The 15555-nt window shown below is 70.0% G+C and carries 9 protein-coding genes; 4 read left to right on the top strand and 5 right to left on the bottom strand.

What is annotated here, in order from left to right; all coding sequences use genetic code 11:
• The first annotated feature begins 143 nt into the window (after window positions 1-143).
• From recC to arfB, 4 genes are read left to right on the top strand one after another with little or no spacing between them, the layout of a single operon-like run.
• Window positions 144-3482, top strand: coding sequence for an exodeoxyribonuclease V subunit gamma (gene recC, locus BX604_RS01435; protein ID WP_098549247.1), 3339 nt, complete (start codon window positions 144-146; stop codon window positions 3480-3482).
• Window positions 3479-7183 carry an exodeoxyribonuclease V subunit beta gene (recB, locus tag BX604_RS01430; RefSeq protein ID WP_098549246.1) on the top strand — a complete coding sequence of 1235 codons (3705 nt, stop codon included), beginning with the start codon at window positions 3479-3481 and terminating at the stop codon, window positions 7181-7183. The genes recC and recB overlap by 4 nt, the downstream gene beginning before the upstream one ends.
• Complete coding sequence (locus BX604_RS01425) at window positions 7180-9510, top strand: AAA family ATPase (RefSeq protein ID WP_098549245.1); 2331 nt, start codon at window positions 7180-7182, stop codon at window positions 9508-9510. Before recB ends, BX604_RS01425 begins: the two co-directional genes overlap by 4 nt.
• Window positions 9507-9911, top strand: a complete 405-nt coding sequence (gene arfB / locus BX604_RS01420) for an alternative ribosome rescue aminoacyl-tRNA hydrolase ArfB (RefSeq protein WP_096502930.1) — start codon at window positions 9507-9509, stop codon at window positions 9909-9911. The genes BX604_RS01425 and arfB overlap by 4 nt, the downstream gene beginning before the upstream one ends.
• 46 nt (window positions 9912-9957) lie before the next feature.
• Here the strand turns inward: arfB and BX604_RS01415 are convergent, their stop codons facing one another.
• From BX604_RS01415 to thiC, 5 genes are all read right to left on the bottom strand, one after another.
• A complete protein-coding gene (locus tag BX604_RS01415) occupies window positions 9958-11238 on the bottom strand; it encodes a sensor domain-containing phosphodiesterase (protein ID WP_098549244.1) in 1281 nt (426 codons plus the stop codon).
• Window positions 11239-11572: 334 nt separating this feature from the next.
• A complete protein-coding gene (locus BX604_RS01410) occupies window positions 11573-12499 on the bottom strand; it encodes a DMT family transporter (protein WP_098549243.1) in 927 nt (308 codons plus the stop codon).
• Window positions 12500-12631: 132 nt separating this feature from the next.
• The gene (locus tag BX604_RS01405; protein ID WP_098549242.1) at window positions 12632-12880 is read right to left on the bottom strand and encodes a hypothetical protein; all 249 of its coding nucleotides are present in this window, start codon (window positions 12878-12880) and stop codon (window positions 12632-12634) included.
• Between the two features lie 223 nt (window positions 12881-13103).
• On the bottom strand, window positions 13104-13316 hold the full coding sequence (locus BX604_RS01400) for a glycine zipper 2TM domain-containing protein (protein ID WP_098549241.1): 213 nt from the start codon (window positions 13314-13316) through the stop codon (window positions 13104-13106).
• A gap of 242 nt (window positions 13317-13558) precedes the next feature.
• Complete coding sequence (gene thiC / locus BX604_RS01395) at window positions 13559-15490, bottom strand: phosphomethylpyrimidine synthase ThiC (protein WP_098549240.1); 1932 nt, start codon at window positions 15488-15490, stop codon at window positions 13559-13561.
• Window positions 15491-15555: the final 65 nt, after the last annotated feature.

The following is a 15555-nucleotide window of genomic DNA, read 5'->3' as shown; positions in this document are numbered from 1 at the left end:
GTATTGACTGGCGACGAGTCTATCGTATTTCGCGGTCCGCAAAACCTGGCCGTTCGGACGAGCTTCGCCGCGACGGCCCTTTTGCTATCCTTGGTGCTCCTGTTCGCCCGGCCCGGCCGGCGCGACGCACCGACATCCGCTTCATGCTCCATCTCTTCTATTCGAACCGTCACGAAACGTTGGCCGACGCGCTGCTCGACGATCTGGCCGCGTTCCCGGCCCGCAACGGCCCGTGGGCGCAGCAGCAGGTCATCGTGCCGAGCGCGGCGCTACGCCGCCGTCTCGAACTCGACATCGCCGCGCGCCACGGCGTGTGCGCGAACGTCGAGTTCACGTATCTCGCGCAATGGCTGTGGGCGCAGATCGGCCGCGTGATGGAGGTCCCCAGGCGCTCGCCGTTCGCACCGGACCGGCTCGTGTGGCGCTGCTACCGGCTGTTCGCGCAGGCCGCGGGCGACGCGCCGTGGCGCGCGTCGCCGCGGCTCGCCGCGTATCTGTCCGCGTCCGACGATGCGATGCGCTACGAGCTCGCGCAGCGCGTCGCGGCCGTGCTCGATCATTACCTGACCTATCGGCCCGAATGGCTGGCCGCCTGGCAGGCCGGCGAGTCGGTGCTCGCGGGCGACGCCGCGCCGCGCGGCATCAGCGACGCCACGCGCGACGACGAGCAGTGGCAGGCCGCGTTGTGGCGCGCGCTGCTCGCCGAGCTGAGCGACAGCGGCACGCCGCCCGCGCATCGCTTTCTCGTCGAGGCGCGCAACCTCGATCGCGAGAGCGTCGCGCGCGTCGACTGGCCGGAGTCGGTCAGCGTGTTCGCGCTGCCGACCATGCCGCCGCTGCACGTCGCGCTGCTGCGCGAGCTGTCGCGCTGGATCGACGTGCGTGTCTATGCGCTCAACCCGTGCCGCGAATTCTGGTTCGACATCGTCACCGCCGCGCATGCCGAGGCGCTCGATGCGGCCGGGCGGCTCGACTATCAGGAAGTCGGCCACCCGCTGCTCGCGGAGTGGGGCCGGCAGACGCAGGCGCAACTGCACATGCTGCACGAGCTGACCGAAAGCGCCGCGTCAGGCGATGCGTCGCGTTTCGTCGGGAATCCCGCGCCCACCTGGCTCGCGCGTGTGCAGAACGCGATCCTCGACCTGCGGCCGGAGGCCGAACTCGGCGATGCGCCGGCCGAACGCGGCATCGAGGTACACGTGTGCCACAGCCTCGCGCGCCAGCTCGAGGTGCTGCATGACCGGCTGCTCGCGTGGTTCGACGCCGACGCGACGCTGCAGCCGTCCGACGTGCTGGTGGCGGTCGCCGATCTCGCGGCGGCCGGGCCGCTGATCGATGCCGTATTCGGCACGGCGGGCGCCGGCGGCGCGCGCGTGCCTTACCGGATCACCGGCCTGCCGCCGTCGCAGGCGAACCCGGTCGCGCGCGTGCTGCTCGAATGGCTCGCGCTGCCGGAGCGGCAGGTCGGTGCGCCGGAGCTGGTCGAATGGCTGCGCGTCGACGCGGTGGCGGCCCGCTACGGGATCGACGCGGCCGCGCTCGAGACGGTGCAGACCTGGCTTGCGGCCGCCGGCGCGCGGCGCGGGCTGTCGCCGACGACGAGCGACGACGTGGCGGTGCCCGCGCCGCGCCATACGTTCTCCGATGCGCTCGCGCGGCTCTTCCTCGGTTATGCGATGCCCGAAGGGGCGGCCCCGGTCGGTGCATGGCTGCCGATCGAGGCGGCCACCGGCAGCGAGGCCGAACTGCTCGGCCGGCTCGCGCGCTTCACCGACGACCTCGACGGCTTCGCGCGGCAGCTCGCCGACGCGCATACGCCGAGTGCCTGGAGCGAACTGTTCGCCGACACGCTCGCGCGCTTCTTCGATTCCGGTGCTGCGCATGCCGACGCGCTCGCGGGCGTGCGCGACGCGCTCGACGCGATGCTGGCCGCCATGATCGAAGGCGCGGCCGACGAGGCGTTGCCGGCGGCGGTCGTGCGCGCGGGGCTGGCTGCTGCGCTCGACGATCCGGCGCGCGGCGGGGTGCCGTGGGGCGGCGTCACGTTCTCGTCGCTGACGAGCCTGCGCGGGTTGCCGTATCGCGTCGTCTGCCTGCTCGGGATGGACGACGGCGTGCTGCCGAGCCTCGCGCGCGCGGACGAGTTCGACCTGATGGCCGTGCTGCCGAAGCTCGGCGACCGGCAGCGCCGCGACGACGAGCGCAACCTGTTTCTCGATCTGCTGCTCGCGGCGCGCGACCGGTTGCTGATCGCCTATACGGGGCGCAGCATCCGCGACAACGCGCCGTTGCCGCCCGCAGCGCTCGTCGATGAACTGCTCGACCATCTTGCGCTCGTCACGGCCGGCCCCGACGCCGCACCGGACGAGGTCGATGCCGCGCGGCGCGCGTTCGTCGTCGAGCATCCCCTGCAACCATTCGCGGCTGCGTATTTCCGGCCCGACAGCGAACTGGCTTCGTACGACGCCGAGCGCGCGACGCTTGCGGCGCTGCTCGCGGCCGAAGCGTCGCGCGATGCGACGCGCGAGCAGCCGTTCTTCGCGCAGCCGTTGCCGGCCGAGCCGGCCGAACCCGTCGCGTTCAGCGAATTCGAACGTTTCTGGCGGCATCCGGCGCGTGCGTTGCTGCGCGCGCGGCTCGGCATCGTGCTGTCCGACGCGCAGGCCGAACTGCTCGACACGGAGCCGTTCGCGCTCGATTTCGCCGGCAGCGACGCGCTCGCCGAGCGCGTGCTGCCGCTCCTGATCGAATCGGGCGACGGCGGCGTGCACGACCATGCGCAGCGTATCGCGGACGCCAGCCCGGAACTGCCGGGCGGCGCGACGGGCGCCGTCTGGCGCGATCAGGCGCTCGGCTCGATGACGCAGCTCGCATCGAATGTACGGCACGCGCTCGCCGACGGGATGGAGCGGCGGCCGTTTACGCTCGAAGTCGTGCCCGCATGGCCGGACACCGAGCAGGCGCTGTTCGGTGCCGACGATGCGATGCTGGCCGGCGACGCGGTGAGCGAGCCGCTCGCGTTGCACGGCACGCTGAACCGGCTGACGCCTGCAGGGCAGATCATCTATCGCTATGCCCGGCCGAGCGCGCGCGACTATCTGTCCGCGTGGCTCGTGCACCTCGTCTACTGCGCGGTGGTGCCCGACGGTCCGCGTCGCACGCTGTGGTTCGGCAGCGGCGGCGCATTCGAACTCACGCCGGTCGCGGCGCCGCTCGAGCAGCTCGCGCCGCTTGCCGCGCTGTTTCGCGCGGGGCGGCGCATGCCGCTGCGGTTCTTTCCGCGCAGCGCATGGGCGCGCGTGTCCGACGGCGAGGCCAAGGCCGCGAGCGTGTGGGTCAACGAGCGTGTCGCGAGCGAAGCCGACGACCCGGCCATCGCGATCGCGTGGCGTGGCGCGCACCCATCGCTCGACGAGCCGTTCGGCACACTCGCGCGGCTCGTGTTCGAGCCGATGCTCGCACACCTGAAGGAGGTCGCATGAGCGCCGCATCCCAGCCGCAGGCGGCGCTCGAACTCGACGTGTTCGCGTGTCCGCTCGACGGCGTCAACCAGATCGAGGCGTCCGCCGGCACCGGCAAGACGTGGAACATCTGCGCGCTGTACGTGCGCCTGTTGCTCGAAAAGGATCTCGGCGCGGACCAGATCCTCGTCGTGACCTTCACGAAGGCGGCGACTGCCGAACTGCACGAGCGGATTCGCGGGCGGCTCGCGCAGCTCGCGCATGCGCTCGCGACGGGCGACGACGGCGGCGATCCGTTCGTCGCACGGCTGCTCGAGACGACGCTCGGCGAAGCCGGCGCGCTCGATCCCGAGATCGCCGCGAAGCGGATCCAGCGCGCGCTGCGCGCGTTCGACCAGGCGGCGATCCATACGATCCACGCGTTCTGCCAGCGGGCGTTGCAGGAAGCGCCGTTCGCGGCCGCGATGCCGTTCGCGTTCGACATGCAGGCCGACGATGCGGCGCTGCGCTTCGAGCTCGCGGCGGACTTCTGGCGCACTCGGGTCGAGCCGATGGCCGCACGCTGGCCCGGTTTCGCGACGTGGCTCGTCGATTCGGGCGCGGGGCCGGCTGCGCTCGATGCGCAGCTCGCCCGTCGGCTGAAGAAGCCGCTTGCCGCGCTGCGCTGGGATGGCGTGGGCGAGCCGGACGAATCGGCGGAGGCCGCCGCCGCCGCGTGCTTCGAGGAGGCCGCACGGATGTGGGCTGATGAGCGCGACGCGATCGACGCGCTGTTGCGCACGGCGCAGCCCGTGCTTAACCAGCGCTCGCACAAGCCCGACGCGGTTGTCGATGCACTCGGCGCGTGGTCCGCGCATTTCGCGCAGGGCAATGCGACGGCCGCGCTGCCGAAGCCCGCGCTCAAGCTCACGCGCACCGCGCTCGTGAAAGCGACGAAAAAGGGCGGCGCGACACCGGAGCACCCGTTCTTCGACGTCGCCGACGCGCTCGACGCGGCGGTGGCCGCGGCCGAGGCCACGCAGCAGGCGCGCTGGCTCGCGCTGATCGCCGACTGGCTCGACATGGCGCCGGCCGAACTGGCCGAGCGCAAGCGTACGCGCCGCGTCGTGTCGTTCGACGACCTGCTCGCGAACCTGTATCGCGCGCTGCACACGCATCCGTGGCTCGCCGAGACGCTGCGCGAACGCTATCCGGCTGCGCTGATCGACGAATTCCAGGATACCGACCCGCTGCAGTTCGCGATCTTCGACCGGATTTTCGCGCCGCGCGGGCCGCTCTTTCTCGTCGGCGATCCGAAGCAGGCGATCTACAGCTTCCGTGCAGCGGATCTGCATACCTACCTGGCCGCGCGGGCAAGCGCGAGCGCGTGCTATACGCTCGCGGTCAACCAGCGCTCGACGCCGGCGATCGTCGACGCGTGCAACCGCTTGTTCATGTCGAATCCGCGCGCGTTCGTGCTCGACGGGCTCGACTATTACGCGGTGCGGGCCGGCACGCGGGTGCGTGCGCCGTTCGTCGACGGCACCGACCCGGGCCCGGCCGGCGATTTCCGGATCTGGACGCTGCCGGGCGGCGACGGCACGCTGCTCAAGCGCGATGCGCAGGCGCAGGCCGCCCAGGCCTGCGCGGCCGAGATCGCGCGACTGATGCGCGGCGCGCGCGAAGGGCACGCGCGGCTCGGCGACACGCCGCTGTCACCGGGCGACATCGCGGTGCTCGTGCAGACGCACCGGCAGGGCAGTCTCGTGAAGCGCGTGCTTGCCACCTGGGGCATCGGCAGCGTCGAGCTCGCGCAGGCGTCGGTGTTTTCGACCGGCGACGCCGAGCAGCTCGAACGCGTGCTCGCGGCAATCGATGCGCCGGGCGATCTGCGGCGCTTGCGCGCGGCGCTCGCGGCCGACTGGTTCGGCCTCGATGCGGGTGCGCTGTGGCGCATGGAGCAGGGTGACGGCGACGCATCACGCGAAGCGTCCGACAGCGCCGATGCGATGAGCTGGGTCGAGCGTTTTTCGCGCTATCGGCTGCTGTGGCGCGAACGCGGCTTCGCGGTGATGTGGCGCACGTTCACGCGCGAGCTGCGTATCGCCGAGCGGCTGATGGCCGGTGCGGACGGCGAGCGCCGCGTGACCGACATCAATCACCTGGCCGAACTGACGCAGGCGCGCGCGTCCGCGCAACCGGGCATCGCACCGACGTTGCGCTGGCTTGCCGCGCAACGGCTCGACGGCGGCGGCGAGGAAGCGCAATTGCGTCTCGAATCCGATCGCAACCTCGTGCAGATCGTGACCGTGCACAAGTCGAAGGGCCTCGAATACGCGGTCGTGTTCTGCCCGTTCCTGAACGACGGCGGCCTGCGCGAACCGTCCGCATCGGGGTTGCCCGACGCGCGCGAGTATCACGACGACGCGGGCGACGCGGTGCTGCATTACGGGTGCGACGACGAAGCGGCTGCGCACGCGGCGCGTCAGGCGTTGCGCGAGCAGGCGGCGGAACGCGCGCGGCTCGTCTACGTGGCGCTCACGCGCGCGGTCTATCGGTGCTATCTCGTCGCCGGGCCGTATCTGTCGTCGCGGTCGACCCGCGAGGCGCGACGCAGCGTGCTCAACTGGCTCGTCGCGGGCGCCGGTCAGGCGTTCGACGCGTGGCTCGACGAGCCGCCCGACGAAGCGGCGCTCGACGCCGCATGGCAAGCACTGGCGGGCGGCCCCGTGAGTGTCGCGCCGTTGCCGGTGCCCGCGCGTCGCGAGCGCCTCGCGGCCGGGCACGATGCGTCGCAGACGCTCGCGGCCCGTCATGCGACGCGCGTGCTGCGCGATGCGTGGCGGATGGCGAGCTTCAGTTCGTTGACCGCGTCGATGGCGCGCGAGGAGGCGGGTGTCGCGATCGTGCCGGACGACGAGCTGCGGCCCGATCACGATGCGCTTGCCGCGGTCGCACCGGGCGGCGAATTCGCCGTGGCCGACACGGTCGCGGCCGAGCCGCCGGACGACGACATCCTCGTGTTTCCGCGCGGCGCGGCAGCCGGCGAGTGCCTGCACCGCCTGTTCGAACTGAGCCGCTTCACGGCGCCCGACTCATGGCACCAAGCGGCGCTCGGCGCGCTGCACGACCGGCCGGTCGAGGCCGAACCCGAGCTCGGGGTGCGGCTGCCGGCGATGATGGCGCGGCTCGTCGGCGACGTCGTCAGCACGGAGCTCGTGCCGGGCATGCGGCTTGCGGATCTCGATCCGGCGAAGCGGCTCGACGAAATGGGGTTCCTGTTCCCGGTGCCGTCGCTCGAGCTGGGCGCGCTGCGCCGGCTGCTGGTCGCGCACGGCTATCCGGACGTTGCACTGGAGGCGGGCATGCTCGCCGGTTTCATCAAGGGTTTCATCGACATGATCGTCGAACACGACGGCCGGTTCTGGATCGTCGACTGGAAGTCGAACCATCTCGGCAATACGCCTGACTCCTACGGCCCGCGCGCGCTCGACGTCGCGATGGCTGATCATGCGTATCACCTGCAGGCGCTGCTCTACACGGTCGCGCTGCATCGCTATCTGCGCGGGCGACTGCCCGATTACGACTACGACACGCATATCGCGGGCTACCTGTACCTGTTCGTGCGCGGCGTGCGGCCCGACTGGCGCAGTGGCGGCGAGCCGGCCGGTGTGTATGCGCGGCGGCCCGCGCGCGAACTCGTCGACGCGCTCGACCGGATGATGGAAGGGGGCCGCGCATGAACGTTGCCGACGATACGTTCGAATTCACCGGCGGCCTGGTTGCGCGGCTGCCCGAGCCGGCCGATTTCGGCATTGCACTCGCGGAAGGATTCGCGCGCCGCATCGGCGACCTGTCGCGCCGCGCGGGCGCGCCGGCCGCGGCCGCGCGCTGGGCCGCGCGTGCCGCATTCGCGACGAGCCGGGCGACGGCGGGCGGCCACGTGTGCGTGTCGCTCGGCGCGCTCGCGCAGCGCTACGAGGAACCGCTCGACGACGTGCGCGCCGCGCTTGCCGCGAGCGGCGTGGTGGCATTCGGCACGCTTGCCCGCGGCGACGAGAGGCCGCTGATCGTCGACCGGCACGGCCATCTGTATCTGTCGCGTTATTTCGACTACGAGCGGCGGCTCGCCGATGCGCTCGTCGCGCAGGCCGGCGAGGCGGCACCCGACGATGCGTTGTCGCCCGAGCGGTTGCGCGACAGTCTCGCGCGCTACTTCGGGCCGGCGACGGGCGATGTGGACTGGCAGCGCGTCGCGGCGATCGTCGCGCTGACGGGGCGCGTGACGATCGTCAGCGGCGGCCCCGGCACCGGCAAGACGACGACCGTCGTCGGCGTGCTGGCGTGCCTGCTCGACGCGCATCCGGGGTTGCGCATTGCGCTGGCGGCGCCCACCGGCAAGGCCGCGCAGCGGATGCAGGAAGCGCTGCACGCGCGGGCCGGCGACCTGCCGCCGGAACTCGCCGCGCGCCTGCCCGACACGTCGTACACGCTGCATCGCCTGCTGGGCGGCGGCGGGGCAGCGGGCTTCCGCCATCATCGCGACAATCCGTTGCCGTACGACCTGATCGTGGTCGACGAGGCGTCGATGATCGACGTCGCGCTCGCCGCGCATCTGCTCGACGCGCTCGCGCCGGGTGCGCGGCTCGTGCTGCTCGGCGACAAGGACCAGCTGGCCGCGGTCGAGGCCGGCGCGGTGTTCGCCGAACTGAGCGCGCGACCGACGTTTACCGCCGCGGCGCGCACGCGCATCGCGCAGGCCCTCGGCATCGACGAAGCCGCATTCGTTGCGGCGTTGCCGGTGCCGGACGACGGGGCCGCCGAAACGGGAGCGGCTGCGCACACGGCTGCCGCTGCAGTCGCGGCGCAGGTCCAGGCGTCCATACGGGCGTCGTTTACGGCCACGCGCAAGCCGGCGTCGCGAACGAAACCGGATACGCGTCAGGCGTCGCTGTTCGACGACGAACCGCAGGACGACGCGGTGTCCCCGACCGACGCCGCACAACCGGCTGCGTCGTCGCAGCCGGCAGACGTTGCGTCGAGCGACACCCGCTCCGCGACCGATGCCCGCGCGTCCGGCCCCGGCCCCGCATGGATCGAACCCGACGAACTCGCATGGCTCGACGCGATCGAGCTTGCTCCGTTCGAGGCGGGCGAGGCAGCGGATGCGGCGCGGGCGTTCGCGGTCGCACCGCAAGCCGGCGAAACCACGGCCGCCCATCCCGCGCCGGCGCCGCTCGCAGATTGCGTCGTGTGGCTCGAACGCAATTACCGCTTCGGTCTCGATTCGCCGATCGGCCGGCTGTCACTGGCGATTCGCCGCGGCGACGTGCAGGCCGCGCTCGACGCGTTGCCGATGGACGATACGGCCGCCGCGTCGTTCCACGACGATGCGGGCGATATGCTTGCAGCGTCGACGGTCGAACGGCTCGCGCGCCGGTTCGGTGCGTACCTCGATGCGTTGCGCGTCGCGCTCGCGGCGCCGGTGCCCGATCCGCTGCCGCTGTTCGATGCGCTCAACCGGTTCCGGATCCTGTGCGCGACGCGCACCGGTTCGCGCGGCGCCGAGCACGTCAATGCACTCGTGGCCGCGCATGTGCGTCACGTGGCGCGCGTGCCGCTTGCGGTCGGTGCGCACTGGTTTACCGGGCGGCCGATCATGGTGACGCGCAACGACTATGCGTTCGGATTGTTCAACGGCGACATCGGCATCGCGTTGCCGGACGCGCATGGCGTGCTGCGTGTGTGGTTCCGCCGCGCGGATGGCACCGTGCGCGCGGTGTCGCCTGCGGCGCTGCCGCCGCACGAAACGGCATTCGCGCTCACCGTCCACAAATCGCAGGGCTCGGAATTCGACGAGGCCGCGCTCGTGCTGCCGGCGTCGTTCGGCCGCGTGCTCACGCGCGAACTCGTCTATACGGCCGTCACGCGCGCCCGTACGCGCGTGCAGGTGATCGGCCCGCGGCGCGTGCTGGCGCAGGCGGTCGCAACCCGCACGCAGCGCGATTCGGGGCTCGCCGCGCGCGTCGACGAGGCGCTTGCGCACCGCCGCAAGGAGACGTCGCGATGATGATCCGCTATACGCTCGATCCGGCCGAAGTCGAATGGACGGCCGTGCGCGCGCAGGGTGCCGGCGGGCAGAACGTCAACAAGGTGTCGAGCGCGATTCACCTGCGGTTCGACATCCGTGCGTCGTCGCTGCCGCCCGTCATCAAGGAGCGGCTGCTCGCGCTGTCCGACCAGCGCATCACGCGCGACGGCATCGTCGTGATCAAGTCGCAGGAGTACCGTACCCAGGAAAAAAACCGCGACGCGGCGCTCGCGCGGCTCGATGCGCTGATCGGCAGCGTCGCGTTCACGCCGCGGGCCCGGGTCGCGACGCGGCCGACGCGCGCATCGAAGGAACGGCGGCTCGAACACAAGTCGCGCCGCAGCGCGGTGAAGTCGGGAAGAGGGAAGATCGTCGACTGACGAAAGCGCGGTCGATGCGGCACGCGGCAGAGCGTGCCGCGCCCCGTTACCGCATCACGGTTCCCGCGCTGTCGAGCACGAAATCGACGCAGAACACGACGAGGCGGTTCTGCGCGCGAATCGCGACCGCCGCCGTGTAGCAGTCGCGGCCTTCCGTCAGCGAGAAGTGCGGGCCCATCAGCGCGACGCGCCCCGGCGCGGCGATCGCGCGCTGGAAGTACGGGCGCCGCGACCAGTTGCTGTGGGTTTCCGGAAACAGTGGCGAAAGGCGGGCAGCACTCGGTTGGCCGTCCTCGGGGCGCGCGCCGATCGACGGCAGGAACTGCTCGCCGATCTCGTCCGTGACGAACACGCGGCGCGCGGCCGGCACGGCGAATACGCGCTGCGCGGCATCGTTCAGGTTGCCGCTCGCCGCGAATGTGGCCGCACCGGCAAGCACGAGCCGCTCGATCGCGTCGAAGCCCGGTTGTTCGGCGACGACCGGCGTATGCCGGTGAGCGATGAAGCGTTGCCACGCGGCGTCGAGCATCGCGGGCACCGCGGCGCTCGCGTGCGCGATCGACGCATCGGGCTGGCCGAACTGGAAGCCCTGGACGAAATCAATGTCGGCCTCCATCAGCGCCTGCAGCGCATCGTCGCTTTCGACACCTTCGGCGAGCACCATCGCGCCGGCCTGATGGAGCATCGACACGAGGTGATGCATGATGCGGCGATCGTCGGCCGACCACGTCGCGCGCTCGACGAGCGAACGGTCGAGCTTGACGATATCGGGCCGTGCGCGCCACACGCGGTCGAAATTCGAGAATCCGGTGCCGAAATCGTCGATCGCGATCAGGAAGTCGCGATGCTGGATCATGTCGATCGTGCGCGCGAGCGCGGCTTCGTCGCGTGCCGGCTGTTCGACGACCTCCAGCACGATGCGGTTCGGCGGCAGCGCGAAATGCCGGCACAGCGCCTCGACGAATTCGCGCTGCACGAGGCCCGAATCGAGCACGCGCGGCGTCACGTTCAGGAACAGCCAGCCGTCGCCGATGCCTTGCGACACGAAATTGGCCGTATGCAGGCAGCGGGCGAGCCGGTCGAGCAGCAGCGCGTCGGCGTCGGCGCGGGTCCTGTCGAACAGCGCGATCGGCGAGAGCAGCGTGCCGTCCGTATCCACGACGCGCAGCAGCGCTTCGTAACCGACCACGCGCTTGTGCGTGATCGACAGCACGGGTTGAAACACGCTGCGCAGCGTCGTGTTGCGATAGGTGGCGAGCCAGCCGCTCGGGGTTGGCTTGAGGCGTTCGAGCAGGGAATTGAGCGAGAGGTCGCGAAGGGGCTTCATGTCAACGGTGCCCGGCGAACGGGGGGGCGGTATCGTGCCGCCACGCTGAAGCAGTCGCACGCGCAGGTGGACGCGAAAGAACGTGGTGCATCGTAACCGCCTTCTGCGGATGAGTATTCCGAGTGTAACGGGAACGAGGCGGCTCGCGTATCAGGGTAACTCCAGACGCAAACGCTAAACAGGCGCCGTGCCGGCGCCATTGCGCGAGATCAACCGAGTCGAACGAAGCGGGCGCCGGAACGCCGGATGGCCGCGCGACCGTGCGCGGCCATCGGCCGGATCGCGCCGGTCGCGGGAAACCCGACGAGCAACAGCGGGGGCGCCGTCGCGCGGCTCAGGCCGCCTTGCCGCCGCGCGTGCGCACGCCGGGAATCCGCTTGATCACGCCGGTCGCGAGCGCGGTGCCGACCAGCACGATCGCGCAGCCTTCGATCATCACGACCGACACGCGCTCGCCGAGGAACAGCGCGCCCCACAGCAGGCCGAACACGGGAATCACGAACGTGACGGTAATCGCGCGGGACGGCCCGATATGCGAGATCAGGAAGAAGTAGATGAAATACGCGATACCCGTGCATGCGATGCCGAGCGCGAGCACGGCGCCCCAGGCGTGCGCGCTGACCGTCGCGGCCGGCCAGGTCGCGATCGCGAACGGCAGCAGCAGCACGGTCGAGCCGATCATGCTGCCGGTCGCGTTGACGAGCGGATCGACGCCGGTGAGCTTGCGCTTCGTGTAGTTGGCCGCGATCCCGTACAGCAGTGTCGCACCCAGCGCGGCGGCGGCCGCGAGCGCGGTGGCGCTGGCGCCGGTGCTGCCGTGCGCGTTCGCGATCTGGTTCCACACGAGCGTGAGCACGCCGGCAAAGCCGATCACGAGGCCGAGCGTGCGCGGCAGCGACAGTGTGTCCTTCAGCCACACATACGCGACGAGCGCGCCCCACAGCGGGGCCGTCGCGTTGATCACCGACGTCACGCCGGCCGACAGCGTCAGTTCGGCATAGGCGAACAGGCAGAACGGCGCACCCGAATTCAGTACGCCGACGACGAACAATGGCACCGCGTGCTGGCGCAGCCGGGCGGCGAGTTCGGCCGGCTTGAAGCGGGTCAGCGCGAGGCCGATCAGGAGCAGCGCGCCGATGCCGACCCGCAGTGCCATCAGCGGGGCGACGCCGAATTCAGCGACGCCGATCCGGATGAACAGGAACGACGCGCCCCACAGGGCGGCGAGGATGGTGAGCAGAAAGGCGTTCTTGGGCGACATCGATCGTGAAGGGCGACGGGACGGGATGCGATGAATCTTACACCGCGTTACCGCACCGTCGTTTCACGACGGAATGAAACGGCAAGAAACCGGAAGTGCTCGCCGCGGGCCGCGCAGGCGAGCCGGGCGCGCTCAGTGATGGTGCCAGCCGCCGTGTCCGCCGAACCCGAAGTTCAGCGACATTGCCGGGCCCCAATAGCCGCCCCATGCCGGTGCATAGGCAGGTGCGGGATAGTAGTACGCGGGGCCGGGGTCCACATACGCGGGCGCCGGCTGGACGGGCGCCGCTGCGTAATAGCCGGGCGGATAGTAGCCATACGGGTAGTAGCAGCCGGCGAGTGTCGCGCACGCGAGCGCCGCGGCGACGAAGGTCCTGGTCATGATCTCTCTCCGGCGGGGCCGGCAATCGGCAGATGCTTAAGCTTAGGCCGCGCGGCGATGACACGGGGCGCAAAACGGTAACGGATCATTTCCGCACGCGCCGGCGATGGCCGCCGGGCAAGCACGGCGCCCCATGCGAAAACGGCGCTTCCGCACTGCGGAAACGCCGTCTGCCGAAAAAGCGCCGCGTGTCGCGCGGCGACGGGGCGCGATACCGGGCCGGTTACTTGCCGATCTGGTTACCGATGATGCCGCCGGCCGCCGCACCGCCCAGCGTCGACAGCGCACTGCCGCCGATCGCCGCGCCGGCCACGCCGCCGACGCCCGCGCCGACAGCCGTATCGCGCTGACGTCGTGACATCGAATCGCAGGCCGACAGGCTGGCCACCGTCGCGACGAGCAGAGCGCATACCCCAAAACGCCGAATCGTATTCATGATCGTTGTCCTTGTGGTAGTGAACGGAGGGCGCGCGACCGGCTGGCGGCCGCGCATGAACCCAATCTACCCGCCGTCTCCGGACGTCGCTGTAAGGACTTGTTAAGCCTCCGGCGGTTTCGTAATCATTTGTTTCGCCTGGGGCGGCAGGCACGCGGCATGCGGCGCCGGGGCGCAAAAAAGCCCGCTCGAAAGCGGGCTTCGTGCGGCGCGATGCGGTCCGTGCGGACCGCCGCGAACGCTTACTGACGGTGATAGATCTCGGAGCCGGTCTTCACGAACTCGACCGCCTTGACTTCCATCCCCTTCTTCAGCGCTTCGGTTTCCGACACGCCTTGCTGCGCGGCGAACTCGCGCACGTCCTGCGTGATCTTCATTGAGCAGAAGTGCGGGCCGCACATCGAGCAGAAGTGGGCGACCTTCGCCGAATCCTTCGGCAGCGTCTCGTCGTGGAATTCGCGAGCCTTGTCCGGGTCGAGACCGATGTTGAACTGGTCTTCCCAGCGGAACTCGAAACGCGCCTTCGACAGCGCGTTGTCGCGTACCTGCGCGCCCGGGTGGCCCTTGGCGAGGTCGGCGGCGTGCGCGGCGAGCTTGTACGTGATGATCCCTTCCTTCACGTCGTCCTTGTTCGGCAGCCCGAGGTGTTCCTTCGGCGTCACGTAGCAGAGCATCGCGGTGCCGAACCAGCCGATCATCGCGGCGCCGATGCCCGACGTGATGTGGTCGTAGCCCGGTGCGATGTCGGTGGTCAGCGGCCCGAGCGTGTAGAACGGCGCTTCCTTGCACCAGTCGAGCTGGAGATCCATGTTCTCCTTGATCAGCTGCATCGGCACGTGGCCGGGGCCTTCGATCATCACCTGCACGTCGTGCTTCCATGCGATCTGCGTGAGTTCGCCGAGCGTCTTCAGCTCACCGAGCTGCGCTTCGTCGTTCGCGTCGTAGATCGAGCCGGGGCGCAGGCCGTCGCCGAGCGAGAAGCTCACATCGTACGCCTTCATGATCTCGCAGATGTCTTCGAAGTGTTCGTACAGGAAGCTTTCCTTGTGATGCGCGAGGCACCACTTCGCCATGATCGAGCCGCCGCGCGACACGATGCCCGTCATCCGGTTCGCGGTGAGCGGCACGTATTGCAGGCGCACGCCCGCGTGGATCGTGAAGTAGTCGACGCCTTGCTCGGCCTGCTCGATCAGCGTGTCGCGGAAGATTTCCCAGGTGAGGTCCTCGGCCTTGCCGTTGACCTTTTCCAGCGCCTGGTAGATCGGCACCGTGCCGATCGGCACCGGGCTGTTGCGGATGATCCACTCGCGCGTTTCATGGATGTGCTTGCCGGTCGACAGGTCCATCACCGTGTCGCCGCCCCAGCGGATCGCCCACGTCATCTTGTCGACTTCCTCGCCGATCGACGACGTGACGGCCGAGTTGCCGATGTTCGCGTTGATCTTCACGAGGAAGTTGCGGCCGATGATCATCGGCTCGGATTCCGGGTGGTTGATGTTCGCGGGGATGATCGCGCGGCCGCACGCCACTTCCGAGCGCACGAATTCCGGCGTGATCTCGGCCAGCGCGTTCGCACCGTAGGCCGCGGCGCCGAACGCCTGGCCCGGATGCTGGCGGCCCATCATCGCGGCGAGCTTCGCACCGTTCGGGCCGCTCGACTTCAGGCTCTCGAGGTATTCGGCGCGGCGCTGGTTCTCGCGGATCGCGATGTATTCCATTTCCGGCGTGATGATGCCTTGGCGCGCATAGTGCATCTGCGTGACGTTCTTGCCGGCTTGCGCGCGGCGCGGGTTGCGATGCAGGCCCGGGAAACGCAGGTCGGCGGTGGCCGAATCGGCGGCACGTTCGAGGCCGTACTGGCTCGACAGGCCGTCGAGCGTTTCGGTGTCGCCGCGTGCTTCGATCCAGCCCTGGCGCAGCGCGGGCAGGCCCGCGCGGATGTCGATCTTCGCGTCCGGATCGGTGTAGGGGCCCGACGTGTCGTACACGTAGATCGGCGGATTCTTTTCGCCGCCGAAGCCGGTCGGTGTGTCGGCCTGCGTGATTTCGCGCATCGGCACGCGGATGTCGGGCTGCGAGCCGGTTACATAAACCTTGCGCGAGTTGGGCAGCGGCGCGACGGCAGCGGCGTCGACGTGGGCGTCGGCAGACAGAAACTTCGGATTGGCGTTCATGCAATCTCCTGTGTGAGCGCCGGACAGGCGCGTCGGCGCTTGCCCGGAGCCCTTGACGAATGTGG

The organism is Burkholderia sp. JKS000303 (assembly GCF_002563755.1).
Classification (GTDB): Bacteria; Pseudomonadota; Gammaproteobacteria; order Burkholderiales; family Burkholderiaceae; genus Burkholderia; species Burkholderia anthina_B.
The sequence above is the reverse complement of the archived record's forward strand: the minus strand, read 5'-3'. Positions and strand labels throughout refer to the sequence as shown.